Consider the following 16931-nt stretch of genomic DNA (forward strand, 5'->3'; position numbering starts at 1 on the left):
GACGCAGTCCCCTCGACGTGGTCGAGCTCGAGCGGCTGGCCGCCCGCGGCTGGCGGGGCACCGAGGCCGAGCCGTGGGGTGACTGGCTGCTGCGGGCCGGGGGTGCGGGGTTCAGCAGCCGCGCCCACTCCGCCCTCGTCGTCGGTGACCCCGGCGTCCCGCTGCCGGCCGCGGTCGACCGCGTGGTCGCCTGGTACGCCGCCCGCGGCCTGCGCCCCTGCGTGCAGCTGCCCGGCCGACAGGCCCGGCCCGCCGACGCGGTGTTCGCGGCCGCCGGCTGGGACCGCGACGAGGACACCATCGTGATGACCGTCGAGCTGGACGACGGGGAGCCCGGCCCCCGGGCCACCGTGCGGCTGGCCCCCGAGCCCGACGAGGCCTGGCTGGCCGCGTGCCGTCAGCACGGCACCCCGCTGCCCGCCGGCGCGGAGGTCGTGCTGACCGGTGCCGACCGCACCGCGTTCGCCTCCGTGCTGGGCGAGGACGGCGAGGTCGTCGCCGTGGCCCGGGGGGTGCTCACCGACGACTGGCTGGGCATCACCGCGGTGACCGTCGCCGAGGCGGCCCGCCGCGGCGGGCTGGCCACCTCGCTGACCCGCGGCCTGCAGTCCTGGGCGGTCGACGAGGGCGCCCGCTGGTGCTACCTGCAGGTGGTGGCCGGCAACGCCCCGGCGCGGGCGCTGTACCGGCGGCTGGGCTTCATCGAGCACCACCGCTACCACTACCGGCGGGCACCGGTCGGCTGAGCACGCGGCCCACCGCGAACGCCCCGAACAGCACCCCGACCAGCAGGAACCCCAGGCCCACCAGCTGGGCCGGGACCGTCTGGCCGGTGATGAGCAGGTCACCCTCGGGACGGCGCACCGAGGCACCGACCGCGACGACCACCCACACCAGCGCGGGCAGCACGCCGACCACCCGCGAGCCGGACAACCGGTGCGCCCAGGTGACCAGCAGCAGGTTGCCCACCGCCGCGGCCAGGACGGAGACCGGGACCGGCACCGGGCCGATGCGCAGCGGCAGCCAGAGGACCTCGACCACGGCCAGCCAGGCCGCGACCAGCACGGCCAGCAGGCCCCAGCCGACGGTGCGCAGCGTGGTCACAGGCCGGCGAACAGGTCGGTCTCCCAGCCGTGCTCCCCCGCGCCCGGGCCGCGCTCGCCGCGGACGAGCCGGTAGTGCTCGGTGGTGAGCACCTCCTGGCCCAGGTTGTTGGACAGCGCGTAGAACTCGCCGTCCATGGTCAGCTGGGTGGCGTGGGCGGCCATGGCGGCGGCCTTGGCCGCCCGGTGCGCGGCGCCGTCGATCTCGCAGGTGACGTCGGCGTCCTCGGCGGCGAAGGGGATCTCGCGGGCGTCGGTCACGCCGTCGTACCCGGTGTCGGCGGCGGCCAGGGCGTCGAGCCCCTGCTGCAGCACCGAGACCGGCACGCAGGTCCAGTAGACCTTGGCGACGGTGTGCGGCGCGCCCAGCTCGGGCCGGTGGGCGGGGTCGGCGGCGGCGTCGACGGCCCGCATGGTCACGCGGTGGGCCTGGATGTGGTCGGGGTGGCCGTACCCGCCGTGCTCGTCGTAGCCGACCACCACCTGCGGGCGCACCTCGCGCAGCACGGCCACGGCGGCGTCGACGGCTTCGTCGAGGTCGGCGTTCCAGAAGGCGCGGGGGTGCCCGTTGGCCGGGGTGCCGATCATTCCCGAGTCGCGCCAGCGGCCGGTGTGGCCGAGGAACCGGTGGTCGGTCACCCCGAGGGCGGCCATGGCGGCGGCGAGCTCGGCGATGCGGTAGCCACCGAGCTGGTCGGCCTGGTCGGCGGCCAGGCCGGCCAGCTCGGGCACGAGGATCTCGCCCTCCTCGCCGAGCGTGCAGGTGAGCAGCGCGACGTGCGCGCCCTCGGCGACGTAGCGGGCCATGGTGGCCCCGTTGTTGATCGACTCGTCGTCGGGGTGGGCGTGCACGAGCAGCAGACGACGATCAGCGAGAGGCACGGCTCAATGATCCCCGAGCACGGGCCTGGTGATCGCGGGGGTCGAAGACTCCCCGATCGCCAGGCCGGACGCGCTCGTCGCAGCAGGGGACGGCCACTGGCCGCGGTGCGGTCCGGAGGACCGCAGTGTCACAGCACCTTCAGCGCTTCGGCGTAGTGGCAGGCGCTCTGGTGGTCGGTCCCGCGGGACTCCAGCGGCGGCTCGACGGTCATGCACTTCTCGCGCTGGGTGTCGTCGAGCTGGTTGGCGAACTTCTGGCACCGGGTGCGGAACCGGCAGCCCGAGGGCGGGTTCGCCGGGCTGGGGACGTCGCCGGTGATGATGATCCGCTGGCGGCTGCGCTCCAGGCGCGGGTCGGGCAGCGGGATCGCCGACAGCAGGGCTTGCGTATAGGGGTGCGTGGGCGCCTCGAACAGCACGTCCCGCGGGGCCACCTCGATGATCTTGCCGAGGTACATGACGGCGACCCGGTCGGAGATGTGCCGCACCACCGACAGGTCGTGCGCGATGAACAGGTAGGAGAGGCCGAGGCGCTCCTTGAGGTCCTCGAGCAGGTTGATCACGCCGGCCTGGATCGAGACGTCGAGCGCGGAGACCGGCTCGTCGAGGACCAGGACCTTGGGCTCCAGCGCCAGCGCGCGGGCGATGCCGATGCGCTGGCGCTGCCCGCCGGAGAACTCGGCCGGGTAGCGGTTGGTGTGCTCGGGGTTGAGGCCCACGGTCTCGACCAGGGTGCGCACGCGCTCCCGCAGCTCGGCCTCGTCCTTGGTCAGGCCGTGGATGATCAGCGGCTCGGCGACGATGTCGAACACCGGCAGCCGCGGGTTGAGCGAGGCGTAGGGGTCCTGGAAGACGATCTGGATGTCGCGGCGCAGCGGCCGCATCTCCTTGCGCCCCAGACCCACGATGTCGCGGCCCTGGAACACCACGGACCCGCCGGTGGCCGGCTGCAGGTTGAGGATCGCCCGGCCGGTGGTGGACTTGCCGCAGCCGGACTCGCCGACCAGGCCGAGGACCTCGCCCGGGTAGAGGTCCAGGTCGAGCCCGTCCACGGCGCGGACGGCGCCCACGGTGCGCTTGATCAGCCCGCCGCCCTTGATCGGGAAGTGCTTCTCCAGACCGCGGACGCTGAGGATCGGTTCACGGGTGGCGGTCATCGGGCCGTCTCCTCCTGGGGGGTGGCGGGTGCGGGCTCGGTGGTCAGCGTCGCGTCGTCCGAGGAGTCCTCGAACACCGTCGCCGCGTCGCCCTCGGCCTTGCGCACCTCGTCGATGCGGATGCAGGCCGCGGCGTGGCCGTGCCCGACCTCGACCAGTTCGGGCTCCACGGCGTCGCACTCGGCGACGTGCAGCGGGCACCGCGGGGCGAACGGGCACCCGGGCGGCATGTTGACCACCGACGGCGGCGAGCCCTTGATGGGGGTGAGCCGCTGCTTGGTCGAGGCGTCGAGGCGGGGCAGCGACCCGAGCAGGCCCAGCGTGTAGGGCATGCGGGGCTCGTAGTAGATGTCCTCGACCCCGCCGACCTCGACCGGGCGGCCGGCGTACATGACCAGCACGCGGTCGGCGATGCCGGCGACGACGCCGAGGTCGTGGGTGATCATCACCATCGCCGCGCCGGTCTCCGAGAGCGCGGTCTGCAGCACCTCGAGGATCTGCGCCTGCACCGTGACGTCGAGGGCCGTCGTCGGCTCGTCGGCGATGATCACGTCGGGCTGGTTGGCCATCGCGATGGCGATGACCACGCGCTGGCGCATGCCGCCGGAGAACTCGTGCGGGTAGGACCGCACCCGCTCCGCCGCGTTCGGGATACCGACCAGGGCCAGCAGGTCCGCGGCGCGGGCCTCGGCGGCCTTCGAGCTCAGCTTGGGGTCGTGGACCCGCAGGGTCTCCTCGATCTGGAACCCCACCCGGTAGACGGGGTCCAGCGACGTCATCGGGTCCTGGAAGATCATCGAGACGCCCTTGCCGCGCACCCGCGACATCGCGCGGTCGCTGAGCCCGAGCAGCTCCTGGCCGCGGTACTTGACCGAGCCGGTGACCCGGGCCGAGCCCGGCAGCAGGCCCATGACGGCCAGCGAGGTGACCGACTTGCCCGAGCCGGACTCCCCGACGATGCCGAGCACCTCGCCGGAGTGCAGCTCGTAGTCCACGCCGCGCACGGCGTGCACCAGGCCGTCCTCGGTCGGGAAGCGGACGTTGAGGTCCTGGACCGACAGCAGCGGGGTGCGCGGGTCGGCGTCGTTCGTGATGGTCATGGCGTACCCCTCAGGACCGCACGCGGCGGTTGCTCGGGTCGAAGGCATCCCGGATCCCGTCGCCGATCAGGTTGATCGACAGCACGATGACCAGCAGGGTGATGCCCGGGAAGTAGAAGAGCCAGGGCCGGGTCGTGGTGGCCTGCACGCCGTCGGAGACCAGGCGGCCCAGCGACGTCTGGTTGGCCCCGTTGACGCCGAAGCCCAGGTAGGTCAGCGACGCCTCGAGGATGATGGCCGTGGCCGCGGCCAGCGTCGTCCACACGATCAGCGACCCGAGGGCGTTCGGGATCAGGTGCTTGAAGATGATCCGCTTGTCCGAGGCGCCCATGGCGTGCGCGGCCTCGACGTACTCCTTCTCGCGCAGCGACAGGAACTGGCTGCGCACGATGCGGGCCAGGTCCAGCCAGCCGAACAGGCCCAGGATGATGCCGACGCCCAGCGGCGTGCGGGACCCGGGGAAGTTCGTCGCGACGACGATCAGCACCACCAGCAGCGGCACGGTGAGGATCAGGTCGACGAACCGCATGAGCAGGCTGTCGACCCACTTGCCGTAGTAGCCGGCGAGCGCACCGACCAGCAGGCCCAGCGGCAGCGCGATGACGATGAACAGCAGCACGATGAACAGCGAGCGCTGCACGCCCTGCATGAGGCCGGCCAGCAGGTCACGGCCGATGGCGTCGCTGCCCAGCGGGTAGCCGTCGACGCCGGGGGGCACCGACTGCGCGCCGGAGTTCAGCGTGCCGTAGTCGGTCGTGTAGACCAGCGGGCCGCCGAAGCCGAAGACCAGCAGCAGCACGAAGACGACCAGGCCGGTCATCCCGACCTTGTTGCGCAGGAAGCGCCGCACGATCTGCTGGCGCTGGCTGCGCGCCTTGACGGTGAACTCGCGCTCGGCGCCGGGACCGGGCGTGTTGGCGGCGGCCGCCTCGGTGGCGGCCTGGGTGGTGGTCATGAGGTCTCCTGGCCGGTCAGGCGAGACGGATGCGCGGGTCGAGGACCGCGTAGAGGACGTCGGCGACGAGGTTGAACAGCACGACGAAGACCGCGCTGACCAGCAGCCAGCCGAGCACGACGTTGATGTCGTTCTGCCCGATGCCGTTCTGCAGCAGGTACTCGCCCATGCCGTGCCAGACGAACACCTGCTCGGTGATGACGGCACCGCCGAACAGCGTGCCGATGCCCAGCGCGACCACGGTGGTCAGCGGGATGAGCGCGTTGCGCAGCCCGTGCTTCATGACCACCCGGCGGTAGGGCAGGCCCTTGGCCCGGGCCAGGCGCATGTAGTCCGACCCCAGCACGTCGAGCATGGCCGAGCGCTGGAACCGGCTCCACGAGGCGAACGACAGCAGCGCCAGGCTGATGGTGGGCAGCACGAGGTGGCCGATGCGGTCGCTCCACAGCTCCCAGCCGCTGGCGTACAGCGACAGACCTGGTGTCTCCTCGCCGATCGTGTAGAGCACCTGCTGCCCGAACAGGTCGTTGACGCCGCCGGCCACGAACTCCTTGAGGATCGCGGCGAACCAGAAGGTCGGCAGCGCGATGAGGACGTAGGCGAGGAAGGTGAAGGCGTAGTCCGAGGGCTTGTACTGCCGCACGGCGCCGATGACGCCGACGATGACCGCCAGCAGGACGGCGATGATGATCGCCAGCAAGATCATGCGGCCGGTCACCAGCAGGCGGCCGCCGAGCTGGTCGGTCACGGGGGTGCCGCCGATCGTCTCGCCGAAGTCGCCGCGCAGCACGCCGGTGAGCCAGTGCCAGTAGCGGACCAGGAAGGGCTCGTTGAGCCCGAGCTGCTCGCGGACGCCGTCGAGGTACTCCTGGGTGGGGGGCGGCTGCCGCTGCCGGAACTTCGCCAGCGGGTCGAAGCTCGCGGCGCAGAGGGCGAAGACGAGGAACGAGCTGGCGATCAACACGAGGACCGAGGCGATGATCCGCCGGACCGTGAAGAAGAACATGCGGGGACCTTACGCCGAGAGCGGAAGCCGTCCGGGGGGAACGACCAGTTCAGCAGGGACGTCCGGGCACAGCACGGCCCCCGGGGGGTGAGCCCCCCGGGGGCCGTGACTGCGATCAGGTGTCAGCGGTGGTGCGACCTGTGGGTCAGCTGGACACGGCCCAGGTCTCGGCGTTCCAGAGCGGCCCGGTCTGCGAGGCGTTGTCCTCGACGTTCGAGATGGAGCTCTGGTACGCGATCAGCGTGGGCTTCTGGTACAGCGGCAGCGTGGCCATCTGGGCCCACAGCGCCTGGTCGACCTGGTTGGCCAGGTCGGCCGCCTTGTCCGGGTCGGGCTCGGACACCATCTGGCTCAGCAGCTGGTCGATCTCCGGGGTGCCGATGCGGGAGTAGTTCTGCCCCAGACCGTTCTCCGGCGAGTAGTAGATCGACTGGTTCGACGAGACGAACGGGGTGGAGACCCAGGCGAAGAGCGCGGCCTGGAAGCCACCGGCCACCAGCGAGGTGGGCTTGTCGACGTCGGCGAAGATGTCCGGGTTGGCGTTGAACGTCGCCTCGATCCCGGCCTCCTTCAGCTGCGGGATCATGACCTCGATGGTGGTCTGGCGCAGCGGGTTGTTGGCCGTGGTGTCGATGCGGATCGACAGGCGCTGGCCGCCCTTGGCGTAGATGCCGTCGGCACCCAGGACCCAGCCGTCGCCCTCCAGCAGCTGCTTGGCCTGCGCGGTGTTCTGGCTCTTGTACTCGTCCGGGGCGTTGTCCTGGTACTCCGGCTGGTTGTTCACGTAGAGCCGGTTGTCCAGCACCTGTGCGTCGGAGGAGAACTGGCCGACGGTCTGGTCGACGATCTCCTGGCGGTCCAGCGCCATGGCGAAGGCCTGGCGGACCGGCAGCGAGCTCAGGATCGGGTCGGTCGTGTTGAAGTCGAGGTGCTCGAACGTCAGACCGAAGGTGATCTTGTTCTCCACGCCCGGCTCGAGGCCGTCGAGCTGGTCGACCAGGTCGAGCTGGGGCTGCGGGTAGACGACGCCCAGCTCCTGGTTCTGCAGACCCTGGACCGTGGTCGTCGGGTCGTTGCCGACGTTCTGGATGACCAGGCGGGCCAGCTTGGCCGGCTCGCCCCACCACTCGGGGTTGGGGGTCAGGATGACGATCTGGCCACCGACGTCGATGTTCTCCTTCTTGACCTGGAACGGCCCGGCGGAGATGTCGTCGATGATGCCGTCGGCGATCGGGAAGCCGTTGGAGATGGTCTCGCAGAGGGCCGTCGGGTCCTCGTTGTCCATCAGGTGGGCCGGCAGGAAGGTGCTGAACAGCGACTGCCAGTCGGCGTAGGGCTCGGTGTAGGTGACGGTGACGGTCTTGTTGTCGTCGCCGCCGCCCTCGACCGAGGCGATGTTGGCGTAGCCGTTGGTCGACAGCACGGCCTCGCAGCCGCCGTCGGCCGGGTCCGCGCTGCGGTTGGCCTTCCAGGTGAAGGCGAAGTCGTCGGCGGTGATGGGGGTGCCATCGCTCCAGACGGCGTCGGGGTTGATCTCGTAGGTGTTGACCTGCTGCCCGCCGTTGTCCTCCAGCGTGGGCTCGGAGGCCAGGATGTTCTCGTCCCAGGTGACCGAGAAGTCGGGCGAGACGTTGAAGGCGCTGGGCAGGACCCGGCCGATGATGGTCTGGGTCGCGGTGCTGTTGCCCGCCGAGATGAACGGGTAGATGTTCTCCGGGAAGGCCGTGGGCTCGCCGAAGACGACCTGGCCGGAGCCACCCTCCCCGCTGCCTCCGCCGTCGCTGCTGCTGCCGCCGCCACAGGCGGACAGCACCATCGCGCCGGCGATGCCGGTGGCGACGAGCGCTGAACCGCGCTTGCTCAACTTCACGTTCGATTGCCTCCCTCGACCCGCACGCGCGGGGGGAACTGACCTGGTCTGCCCTCCTGGACGCGATCGGCGTCCAGGACGAACTGGGTACGAGCCGCGCCGCACCTGGCAGAGGACTGTCCGACCAGGCCGACCTGCAGGACACTAGGCATCGCCGCCGGGACGGGTCCACGGCCGTCACCATTTTGTGACCTGGGCTCACGACCCCGGGCCACGGGCTCGCGACCTGCTGGAACGCCCGCGCAACACCGCCGTCACGACAGGACGTCTTGCGGTCCGCGAGCCCGTGGAGCGCAGCTCTTCCGGGTCGTCCGGTACCGGCATCCCGGTACCGACGCCGACTGCCAGCGAACCGGCAGGTGGATCGATGTGTGCGCCCCACGGCCCCGGGTAGACGTGGTCTCGACCGCAGAACTCGAACGTGAGGAGAACGTGATGAGCGCCGTGGACAAGATCAAGAACAAGGCCGAAGAGCTGATGGGGCAGGGCAAGGAGGCCGCGGGCGACGCGACCGACAACCGCGACCTCAAGGCCGAGGGCCAGGCCGACCAGGCCTCGGGCAACGCCAAGCAGGCCGGCGAGAAGGTCAAGGACATCTTCAAGTAAGCAGTCCCCCGAGAGGCCCGTCCCGCGACCGCGGGGCGGGCCTCTCGTCGTTCAGAGGCGTGCGAGCAGCGCGCGCACCGCGGGTAGCAGGGGGCGGTCGGCCGGGATCCAGTCCAGCCCCTCCAGCTCGTCGCCGGTCAGCCACCGCACCTCGTGGTGCTCGTGGGCCACGAGCTCGCCGGCGCTCACCCGCCCCCACCACACGCGCAGCGTCGAGGCACCGGGCGGCCCGCCGGCGACGACCCCGGGCAACGGCACCTCCCCCAGGAAAGCCTGCGGGGCGACGTCGACCGACAGTTCCTCCCGGCACTCCCGGACCAGCGCGTCCAGCTCGGGTTCCCCGCGCTCGACCTTGCCGCCGGGGAATTCCCACTTGCCGGCCAGCGCCCCCGACCCGCGCTGGGCGACGAGCACGCGGTCGCCGTCCACCAGCGCCGCCCCCACCACCTGGACGACGTCCTCGGCCCGGCGCTGCGCGGCCGCGGCGTAGAGATCGAGGTGGGCCTGCATCGCGGCCAGCACCCGCCGACGCACGACCGTCCGGTCCAGCAGGCGGCCCAGCGGCCCGGGGACCCGGTTGTCCCACTCGACCTGGTCGTCGACGAGCGTGCCGGCGCCGGTCGGGGAGAAGCTCCGGGTGTGCCGCACCTGCGCCAGCAGACCGCCGCTGCCGGTGTGGGCGTCGGCGTGCGGCCGGTCGGAGGCGACCTCGGTGAGGGCCCACGGCCAGGGGCGCCCGAGCACCCGGGCGACGTCGAAGGCCACCGTCAGCGGCGCCTCCACCAGCGTGGTGAATCGCAGCCAGGGCACCGCGCCAGTTTCCCAGACCGGGCAGGATGGGCTCCGTGCGCATCACCGCCCGGGTGGACTACGCGGTACGGGCCGCCCTCGAACTGGCCGCCGCGAGCCCCGACGCCCTCACCTGCGACCGCATCGCCACCTCCCAGGGGATCCCGGCCCGCTTCCTGCAGGCCATCCTCGGCGACCTGCAGCACGCCCGACTGGTGACCAGCCAGCGCGGGCGCGACGGCGGCTACCGGCTGGCGCTGCCGCCGTCGGAGGTCTCGATCGCCCGGGTTATGCGCATCGAGCAGGGGTTCCTCGCCGAGGTGCACGGCCAGCGCCCCGAGGACGCGACCTACCCCGGCGTGGCCGAGGCGCTGACCGGGGTCTGGGTCGCCGCGCGCGACTCCTACCGCCGGGTGCTCGAGCAGGTGACCCTCGCCGACGTCGTCGCCGGACGACTGCCGGCCGCGGTCGCCGAGCTGGCCGAGGTCGAGAGCGCCTGGCGCTCGTTCGGGGCCGTGCCGGTCGACTGATTGACTCTGCGGCCATGAGCGGAGTCGCCGTCCTGCTGACCGGGCTGTCGGGCGCGGGCAAGTCCACGATCACCGACGCCCTGGTGGCCGAGCTGGAGGCCGAGGGCACCCCGGTCACCGTGCTCGACGGCGACGTCGTCCGCACCCACCTGTCCTCCGAGCTCGGGTTCTCCCGGGCCGACCGCGACCTCAACATCCGGCGCATCGGCTGGGTCGCCGGCGAGGTGGTCAAGCACGGCGGCACGGCGGTCATCGCCGCCATCGCCCCGTTCGAGCAGGCCCGCGCCGAGGCCCGCACGCTGGTCGAGGCGCACGGCCGGTTCGTGCTGGTGCACCTGTGCACCCCGCTCGAGGTGTGCGAGGCGCGCGACGTGAAGGGCCTCTACGCCAAGGCCCGCGCCGGGGAGATCCCGACGTTCACCGGGGTCAGCGACCCCTACGAGGAGCCGGTGCGCGCCGAGCTGCGCATCGACACCTCCGTGGTGGGTCTCGCCGACGCCGTCGCACAGGTCCGGTCGGCCATGGCCGGTGTGGGAGACTCCTCCGCGTGACTGGCCGCGGCACCCCCCTGGTCGCGCGGCTGCACATCGACCTGGGCCGCGTCGTGAGCGCCGCCTGTCGCCGCTCGATCTGAGCCGCGCCACCCCAGCCCCCGCAACGCCGCGCCGCCGTCGACCCCGGCGCGAAGATGGAGTCCTCCCGTGTCCTCCCCCACCCGCTCCAGCCGCACTGCCCAGAAGGGGCAGGGCCAGTGGGCCCTCGGCTACCGCGAGCCGCTGAACCCCAACGAGCGGATGAAGAAGGACTCCGACGGCCTCGACGTCCGGCAGCGGATCCTCGACGTCTACGCCCACACGGGCTTCGACGGCATCGACCCCGGTGACCTGCGCGGCCGCATGCGCTGGATGGGCCTCTACACCCAGCGCGCGCAAGGCATCCCCGGCGGGAAGACCGCCGTGCTGGAGCCCGAGGAGCTCGAGGACGCGTACTTCATGCTGCGGGTGCGCATCGACGGCGGGCAGCTGTCGGCCGACCAGCTGCGGGTGATCGCCGGCATCTCCACCGAGTTCGGGCGTGGCGTCGCCGACGTCACCGACCGGCAGAACGTGCAGCTGCACTGGATCCGCATCGAGGACGTCCCCGAGATCTGGCGGCGCCTGGAGGCCGTCGGCCTCTCGACCACCGAGGCCTGCGGCGACACCCCGCGCGTGATCCTCGGCTGCCCGCTGGCCGGCGTGCTCGACGACGAGGTGCTCGACGCCACCCCCGCCGTCGCCGAGGTCGTCGAGAAGTACCTGGGCGACCGCGAGTACTCCAACCTGCCGCGCAAGTTCAAGAGCTCGATCTCCGGCTGCAGCCACCACTGCACCAACCACGAGATCAACGACGTCGCCTTCGTCGGCGTGCGCAACGCCGCGGGCGAGGCCGGCTACGACCTCTGGGTCGGCGGCGGCCTGTCCACCAACCCCCGGTTCGCCGAGCGGATCGGCGTCTTCGTGCGGCCCGACCAGGTCGCCGACGTCTGGGCCGGGGTCTGCGCCGTGTTCCGCGACTACGGCTACCGCCGCTCGCGCACGCACGCCCGCATCAAGTTCCTCATGGCCGACTGGGGCCCGGAGAAGTTCCGCCAGGTGCTGCAGGACGAGTACCTGCACGAGGCACTGCCCGACGGCCCCGCCCCCGAACGGCCGGCCACCGACCAGCGCGACCACGTCGGCGTCATGAAGCAGGTCGACGGCACCAACGCGCTGGGCTTCGCGCTGCACACCGGCCGGATCGGCGGCGAGCTGCTGGCCACCGTGGCCGACCTCGCCGAGCAGTACGGCCGGGGCCGCATCCGGACGACAGCCGACCAGAAGCTGGTGGTCCTCGACGTCCCGGACGACGCGGTGGAGGCAGCCGTCGCCGCGCTGGCCGAGCACGACCTGCTGGTGCGCCCCAGCGTCTTCCGCCGGCAGACGATGGCGTGCACCGGCATCGAGTTCTGCAAGCTGGCCATCGTCGAGACCAAGGGCCACGCGAAGGAGCTGACCGCCGAGCTCGAGCGGCGGCTGCCCGGGTTCGACACCCCGGTGACCATCAACGTCAACGGCTGCCCGAACTCCTGCGCCCGGTTCCAGACCGCCGACATCGGGTTCAAGGGGATGATGGTCGCCGGTGAGGAGGGCTTCCAGGTGCACCTGGGCGGCCACCTGGGCTTCGAGTCCTCCATCGGCCGCAAGCTGCGCGGGCACAAGGTCGCCGCCGCCGACACCGCCGACTACGTCGAGCGGGTGCTGCGCGGGTACCTCGAGCACCGCAGCGAGGGCGAGACCTTCGCCGCCTACGCCACCCGCGCCGACGAGGAGTGGCTGCGCTGAGCGGCGAGGGAAGGGTCCGGCAGCTCCCGCCGTTCTACTGCCCGTACTGCGGCGAGGAGACCCTGCGGCCGCGCGACACCGAGGGAGAATGGCACTGCGGGTCCTGCCTGCGGACCTTCACCCTGCGGACGACGGGAACGGGAGTGCAGCAACCGTGAGCGCAACCCTGGTCGAGCCCACCCCCGAGCTGGCCGCCGAGGCCGACGCCCGCTTCGAGGGCATCACCGACCCGGTCGAGCAGGCCCTCGCCGTGCTGCGCTGGGCCGGGGAGACCTTCGGCGACTCGTTCGCCCTCACCTCCTCGATGGCCGACGGCCTGCTGGCCCACCTCGCGGCCCGGGCGCACCCCGGCGTCCAGGTGGTGTTCCTCGAGACCGGCTACCACTTCGCCGAGACCATCGGCACCCGCGACTGGATCGCCTCGGTGATGGACATCCGGGTGCTCTCGGTCGAGGCCGAGAAGACCGTCGCCGAGCAGGATGCCGAGTTCGGGCCGCAGCTGCACGACCGCGACCCCGACCTGTGCTGCGACATGCGCAAGGTGCAGCCGCTGGCCCGCACCCTGGCCGGGTTCTCCGCGTGGGGCTCGGGCGTGCGCCGCGACGAGTCCGAGACCCGCCTGGGCACCAAGGTCGTCGACTGGGACGCCAAGCGCGGCATGGTCAAGGTCAACCCGCTCGCGGCCTGGACCTCCGACGACGTCGACCGGTACACCGCCGAGCACCAGGTGCCGGTCAACCCGCTGGTCGACATCGGGTACGCCTCGATCGGCTGCGCGCCCTGCACCCGGCCCGTCGCCCCGGGCGAGGACCCCCGCGCCGGCCGCTGGGCCGGCCGCAACAAGGTGGAGTGCGGGCTCCACACCTGAAAGGCCCCCCTCGCCCCCCGGTACGCGCTCCGCACGCACCGGGTCCCTGCGAGGCGGCCGAGCTGCGACGACCTCCGGGCTGTTGCACTCTCCGTGCATGAGCAGACCGCAGGCACTGTCCGACGGGGAGGTCGCCGCGGCGGTGGCCGAGCTGACCCACTGGGACGGCGACGCCCAGGGCATCTACCGCCGGCTGGAGTTCGACTCGTTCCGGGCCGCCGTCGACACCGTGGTGCAGATCGCGGAGGTGGCCGAGGAGATGGACCACCACCCCGACCTCGACATCCGGTACACCAGCGTGCGGGTGGCCGTGGTGACGCACGACGCCGGCGGGGTCACCGAGCTCGACCTCGAGCTCGCCCGCCGGGTCGACGCGATCCACCCCGGCAGCAACGACGGCTAGCGCCGCCTGATCGCCACCACCGCCGAGCGCGGCACCGACGTGCCGCCGTCGGGCCAGTTGCTGGTCGGCTCGGCCAGGGTCCCGCCCTCCCCCGGGTGCTGCACGGAGGCGAACATCGTGGTCTCCGTGGTGTTGAAGAAGACACCGGTCATCTCGGCGCCGTACACCGCGCCGAAGATCTGCTGCGTGCGGCCGCGTCCGCTGCCCACGACCGGCAGGCCCAAGACGGCGTCGTTCATCGCGGTCGGACGCCCCCGGAACGCGCTCGGCGCGCCGTCGGTGGCGATCCAGAGCTGACCGAGGGAGTCGACGGCCAGGTTGTCCGGGCAGGCCAGCTCGCTGACCTGGTCCGGGGTGAAGCCGCCGTACACCGCGCCGTCGGTGGCGTCGCCGGCCAGCAGCAGGATGCCCCAGGCGAAGGTGGTGGCCCCGGCGTCGGACCCCGCCTCGACGATCTCCAGCACGTGCCCGGTGGCGTTGCCCGGCCGCGGGTTGGCCGCGTCGGTCTCCGTGCGCCGCGAGTTGTTCGTCAGCGCGACGTAGACGCTGCCGGTGACCGGGTTGGGCTCGATGTCCTCGGGCCGGTCCATCGGGGTGGCGCCCAGGGCCGACGCCGCCTCGCGGGCGTAGAGCAGCACCTCGGCCTGGTCGGCCCAGCCGTTCTCGGGGGTGAGCGGGCCCTGCCCGTGCACCAGCGGCAGCCAGACCCCGCTGCCGTCGTCGTCGAACCGGGCGGCGTACAGCGTGCCGGCGTCCAGCAGGTCGCGGTTGCGGCGGGCGCTGGGCGAGACCCGGTCGCGGGTGACGAACTTGAACACGTGCTCGAAGCGCGAGTCGTCACCCGAGTAGACCGCGTACCGGCCGTCGGCGGTGGTGGTGCCGGCCGCGGCCTCGTGCTTGAAGCGGCCCAGCGCGGTGCGCTTGCGCGGGGTCGCCCGGGGGTCGTAGGGGTCGATCTCGACCACCCAGCCGAAGCGGTTGACCTCGTTGGGCTCCTGGGCGAGGTCGAAGCGGGGGTGGTGGGCCTCCCAACGGCGCTCGCTCGCGCCCTCCGGCACGCCGAACCGCGTGAGCGAGGCCTGCTGGCGGGCATCGGTGACCGTCGACCGGTTCGCGAAGTACTGGTCGACGTTCTCCTCGCAGGTCAGCAGCGTGCCCCAGGGGGTCACGCCGCCGCCGCAGTTGTTGAGCATGCCGAGCACCCGGGTGCCGGTGGGGTCGGCGGAGGTGCGCAGCAGCGGGTGCCCGGCCGCCGGGCCGGTGAGCTGCATCGGGGTGGTCGCGGTGATGCGCACGTTGTCGCGGTGCGGCTCGTAGCGCCACGAGCCGTCCCGCTCCTGGCGCACCCGCACGAGCGAGCCGCCGTGCGCGGCCAGCTCGATGTCCACCTGCTCGCGGGTGGGGCTGCCCTCGACGTAGCCGGGCAGCATCATCACCGGGTCGGTGTACTCGTGGTTGACCCACAGCAGACCCTCGGTGCCCGCCCGGGGGCCGGTGTCACCCCGTCGGCGCGGGAACCAGGCGGTGTAGTCGGCGTTGAAGCCGAACCGCTCGGCCTGCTCGGCGGCGGTGAGCGCGGTGACGTCGAAGGGCGCGCGGCCAGGGCGCAGCGGGTCGCCCCACCGGATCACCACGTCGTGGGTGAACTCCGGGGCGATCACCGGTGCGTCGAACGGCGCCGGCGCGGTGGGCTGCGCCGCCGTCCAGGTGGTCAGGTCGAAGGCGTGGGCGGCCGGCCCACCCCCGGGCCCACCGCCGGGCCCACCGCCGTGTCCTGGCCGGGCCAGCGCCGGGCCGGCCGCCCCGGCGACGACCGCTCCCCCGCCGACGACGACGCCGACGCGGAAGAGGTCCCTGCGCGAGAGCCGGCGGCGGACGACGTCCTCGAACGTGCCGGTGGTCGTGGTGGGTCCGGTGATGGTCACGGCGAGCTCCTGGGGCAGCGGGCTGGTCGTGAGCCATGCTCACGAAGCCCGGCGACGCCCGGGTGGCGTCCAGGTGGGGACGACGTGAACCCGCCGGCCACCTCCCGTTCACCCGACGGGCAGCACCAGGAGCGACAGCAGCCGGTCGGCCTCGGCGTCGGGGTCGGCGGTCAGCCCGGTGTGCACCGGCCCGGGCTGGACGACGGTCGAGCGCGGCGCGGTGAGCCAGCGGAACCGCGAGCCGAGCACCTCGCGCCCGGCGGCACCGGCACCGGGCGACGCGGCGCACACGTCGGCGGCGGCCTGCAGTGCCCGTGCGACGGCGACCGGGTCGGCGGTGGGGTCCAGCGCCCGCAGCCGGTTGAGGTCCAGGAGCACGCGGGAGCCCAGGTAGTCGCGCTGCCGGCAGTAGACGAGCACCCCGGCGTTCATGCACTCGCCACGCTCGACCCGCGGCACCACCCGCAGCACCGCGTACTCGTAGGTCTCGTGCGCCGGGGTGGTCACCGCTGGGTGACCCCGGGCGGGGGCGGCGGACCGAGCCAGCCCGGCCGGTTCTGCCCGCGCGGCTCGGGTGCGCGACCCCGGGAACCGTCGGCGGCGGCCTGCACGAGGGGCGGCAACCACGCCGGGCGGGCGTCGAGGCGGGCAAGCAGCTGGGCGACGTACCGCTCGCGGGTGACCGCGGCCGGCTCCTCATCGGGCCCGCGCAGCCAGGCGTCGGGCACCAGGTCGAGGACCCGCTCGAGCAGCGGGCGGGTCACCAGCGGTCCGAGGGCGGCGTCGGCGGCGCGGACGTCGGGGTGCGACTCGACCAGGGCGTGCTGGGCGGCGTCGTAGGGCCGGGCGACCGCGGCGGGCGCGCCGGGCCAGTGGTGGTGGAACGTCAGGGCTGCGCCGTGGTCGATCAGCTGCAGCCGGCCGTGCCAGAAGAGCATGTTCGGGTTGCGCCACGAGCGGTCGACGTTGCCCACCAGGGCGTCGAACCACAGCACCCGCCCGGCCAGCTCGGGGTCGACGTCGGCGGCGTGCGCGGAGAAGTCGAGCGCCCCGGGCAGGTAGTCCATGCCCAGGTTGGTGCCCGCGGAGTGCCGCAGCAGCTCCTGCACCTCCTGGTCGGGCTCGCCCACCGCGAGCTCGGGCGCGACGTCCACGGTCACCAGGGCCGGCACCGGCAGCGCCAGCGCCCGGGCCAGCTCGCCGCAGACCACCTCGGCCGCCAGCACCGGCACGCCCTGGCCGGCCGAGCGCCACTTGACCACGTAGGTGCCCAGGTCGTCGGCCTCGACCAGGCCAGGCAGCGAACCGCCCTCGCGCAGCGGGAGGACGTAGCGGGTGGCGGTGACGGCGACGAGCACAGTGCCGCCGACGATACGG

The 16931-nt window shown here is 72.7% G+C and carries 18 protein-coding genes; 7 read left to right on the top strand and 11 right to left on the bottom strand.

The window, feature by feature from the left end; all coding sequences use genetic code 11:
• Nucleotides 1-17 precede the first annotated feature (17 nt).
• The gene (locus tag BLP29_RS01200) at nucleotides 18-746 is read left to right on the top strand and encodes a GNAT family N-acetyltransferase (RefSeq protein ID WP_243469609.1); all 729 of its coding nucleotides are present in this window, start codon (nucleotides 18-20) and stop codon (nucleotides 744-746) included.
• Here the strand turns inward: BLP29_RS01200 and BLP29_RS01205 are convergent.
• The 7 genes from BLP29_RS01205 to BLP29_RS01235 form a co-directional block, all read right to left on the bottom strand.
• Nucleotides 700-1104 carry a hypothetical protein gene (locus BLP29_RS01205; RefSeq protein ID WP_092799040.1) on the bottom strand — a complete coding sequence of 135 codons (405 nt, stop codon included), beginning with the start codon at nucleotides 1102-1104 and terminating at the stop codon, nucleotides 700-702. The two genes, BLP29_RS01200 and BLP29_RS01205, sit on opposite strands and share 47 nt — an antisense overlap.
• Nucleotides 1101-1985, bottom strand: coding sequence for an N-acetyl-1-D-myo-inositol-2-amino-2-deoxy-alpha-D-glucopyranoside deacetylase (mshB, locus tag BLP29_RS01210; RefSeq protein WP_092799042.1), 885 nt, complete (start codon nucleotides 1983-1985; stop codon nucleotides 1101-1103). Before mshB ends, BLP29_RS01205 begins: the two co-directional genes overlap by 4 nt.
• A 128-nt stretch (nucleotides 1986-2113) precedes the next feature.
• Complete coding sequence (locus BLP29_RS01215; protein WP_092799044.1) at nucleotides 2114-3142, bottom strand: ABC transporter ATP-binding protein; 1029 nt, start codon at nucleotides 3140-3142, stop codon at nucleotides 2114-2116.
• Nucleotides 3139-4242 carry an ABC transporter ATP-binding protein gene (locus tag BLP29_RS01220; protein WP_092799046.1) on the bottom strand — a complete coding sequence of 368 codons (1104 nt, stop codon included), beginning with the start codon at nucleotides 4240-4242 and terminating at the stop codon, nucleotides 3139-3141. The genes BLP29_RS01215 and BLP29_RS01220 overlap by 4 nt, the downstream gene beginning before the upstream one ends.
• 10 nt (nucleotides 4243-4252) lie before the next feature.
• Entirely contained in the window at nucleotides 4253-5197 is a 945-nt protein-coding gene (locus tag BLP29_RS01225; RefSeq protein ID WP_092799048.1) for an ABC transporter permease, read from the bottom strand.
• A gap of 16 nt (nucleotides 5198-5213) precedes the next feature.
• Entirely contained in the window at nucleotides 5214-6203 is a 990-nt protein-coding gene (locus BLP29_RS01230; protein ID WP_092799050.1) for an ABC transporter permease, read from the bottom strand.
• A gap of 145 nt (nucleotides 6204-6348) precedes the next feature.
• Nucleotides 6349-8073, bottom strand: coding sequence for an ABC transporter family substrate-binding protein (locus BLP29_RS01235; protein WP_092799052.1), 1725 nt, complete (start codon nucleotides 8071-8073; stop codon nucleotides 6349-6351).
• A 435-nt stretch (nucleotides 8074-8508) separates the two neighbouring features.
• On the opposite strand from BLP29_RS01235, the gene BLP29_RS01240 reads away from it, so the two are divergent.
• On the top strand, nucleotides 8509-8679 hold the full coding sequence (locus BLP29_RS01240) for a CsbD family protein (RefSeq protein WP_092799054.1): 171 nt from the start codon (nucleotides 8509-8511) through the stop codon (nucleotides 8677-8679).
• 51 nt (nucleotides 8680-8730) lie between these two features.
• Here BLP29_RS01240 and BLP29_RS01245 read toward each other — a convergent pair whose 3' ends face one another.
• Nucleotides 8731-9489 carry an NUDIX domain-containing protein gene (locus BLP29_RS01245; protein WP_092799056.1) on the bottom strand — a complete coding sequence of 253 codons (759 nt, stop codon included), beginning with the start codon at nucleotides 9487-9489 and terminating at the stop codon, nucleotides 8731-8733.
• A 26-nt stretch (nucleotides 9490-9515) separates the two neighbouring features.
• On the opposite strand from BLP29_RS01245, the gene BLP29_RS01250 reads away from it, so the two are divergent.
• The 5 genes from BLP29_RS01250 (at nucleotide 9516) to BLP29_RS01270 (ending at nucleotide 13629) form a co-directional block, all read left to right on the top strand.
• On the top strand, nucleotides 9516-9998 hold the full coding sequence (locus BLP29_RS01250) for an RrF2 family transcriptional regulator (RefSeq protein WP_243469610.1): 483 nt from the start codon (nucleotides 9516-9518) through the stop codon (nucleotides 9996-9998).
• A gap of 14 nt (nucleotides 9999-10012) precedes the next feature.
• Complete coding sequence (cysC, locus tag BLP29_RS01255; RefSeq protein ID WP_092799060.1) at nucleotides 10013-10549, top strand: adenylyl-sulfate kinase; 537 nt, start codon at nucleotides 10013-10015, stop codon at nucleotides 10547-10549.
• Nucleotides 10550-10699: 150 nt separating this feature from the next.
• Nucleotides 10700-12358 (top strand): nitrite/sulfite reductase, encoded by a 1659-nt coding sequence (locus BLP29_RS01260; protein ID WP_243469611.1) that lies wholly within the window; start codon nucleotides 10700-10702, stop codon nucleotides 12356-12358.
• A 154-nt stretch (nucleotides 12359-12512) separates the two neighbouring features.
• On the top strand, nucleotides 12513-13226 hold the full coding sequence (locus BLP29_RS01265) for a phosphoadenylyl-sulfate reductase (protein ID WP_207798248.1): 714 nt from the start codon (nucleotides 12513-12515) through the stop codon (nucleotides 13224-13226).
• Nucleotides 13227-13323: 97 nt separating this feature from the next.
• The gene (locus BLP29_RS01270; RefSeq protein WP_092799064.1) at nucleotides 13324-13629 is read left to right on the top strand and encodes a 4a-hydroxytetrahydrobiopterin dehydratase; all 306 of its coding nucleotides are present in this window, start codon (nucleotides 13324-13326) and stop codon (nucleotides 13627-13629) included.
• Here BLP29_RS01270 and BLP29_RS01275 read toward each other — a convergent pair.
• From BLP29_RS01275 to BLP29_RS01285, 3 genes are all read right to left on the bottom strand, one after another.
• Nucleotides 13626-15554 carry a PhoX family protein gene (locus BLP29_RS01275; protein ID WP_092799066.1) on the bottom strand — a complete coding sequence of 643 codons (1929 nt, stop codon included), beginning with the start codon at nucleotides 15552-15554 and terminating at the stop codon, nucleotides 13626-13628. The two genes, BLP29_RS01270 and BLP29_RS01275, sit on opposite strands and share 4 nt — an antisense overlap.
• Before the next feature lie 108 nt (nucleotides 15555-15662).
• The gene (locus tag BLP29_RS01280; RefSeq protein WP_092799068.1) at nucleotides 15663-16061 is read right to left on the bottom strand and encodes a DUF3037 domain-containing protein; all 399 of its coding nucleotides are present in this window, start codon (nucleotides 16059-16061) and stop codon (nucleotides 15663-15665) included.
• Nucleotides 16058-16912, bottom strand: a complete 855-nt coding sequence (locus BLP29_RS01285) for a HipA family kinase (protein ID WP_092799070.1) — start codon at nucleotides 16910-16912, stop codon at nucleotides 16058-16060. The genes BLP29_RS01280 and BLP29_RS01285 overlap by 4 nt, the downstream gene beginning before the upstream one ends.
• Between the last annotated feature and the right edge of the window lie 19 nt (nucleotides 16913-16931).

The organism is Klenkia marina (assembly GCF_900101025.1).
GTDB classification, from domain to species: Bacteria; Actinomycetota; Actinomycetes; order Mycobacteriales; family Geodermatophilaceae; genus Klenkia; species Klenkia marina.

Excerpts from the sequence above, each read along its gene's own strand:
- BLP29_RS01230 (WP_092799050.1), bottom strand. The coding sequence starts at position 6,203 with ATGTTCTTCTTCACGGTCCGGCGGATCATCGCCTCGGTCCTCGTGTTG.
- BLP29_RS01270 (WP_092799064.1), top strand. The coding sequence starts at position 13,324 with ATGAGCAGACCGCAGGCACTGTCCGACGGGGAGGTCGCCGCGGCGGTG.
- BLP29_RS01215 (WP_092799044.1), bottom strand. The coding sequence starts at position 3,142 with ATGACCGCCACCCGTGAACCGATCCTCAGCGTCCGCGGTCTGGAGAAG.
- BLP29_RS01225 (WP_092799048.1), bottom strand. The coding sequence starts at position 5,197 with ATGACCACCACCCAGGCCGCCACCGAGGCGGCCGCCGCCAACACGCCC.
- BLP29_RS01250 (WP_243469610.1), top strand. The coding sequence starts at position 9,516 with ATGGGCTCCGTGCGCATCACCGCCCGGGTGGACTACGCGGTACGGGCC.
- BLP29_RS01240 (WP_092799054.1), top strand. The coding sequence starts at position 8,509 with ATGAGCGCCGTGGACAAGATCAAGAACAAGGCCGAAGAGCTGATGGGG.
- BLP29_RS01220 (WP_092799046.1), bottom strand. The coding sequence starts at position 4,242 with ATGACCATCACGAACGACGCCGACCCGCGCACCCCGCTGCTGTCGGTC.
- cysC (WP_092799060.1), top strand. The coding sequence starts at position 10,013 with ATGAGCGGAGTCGCCGTCCTGCTGACCGGGCTGTCGGGCGCGGGCAAG.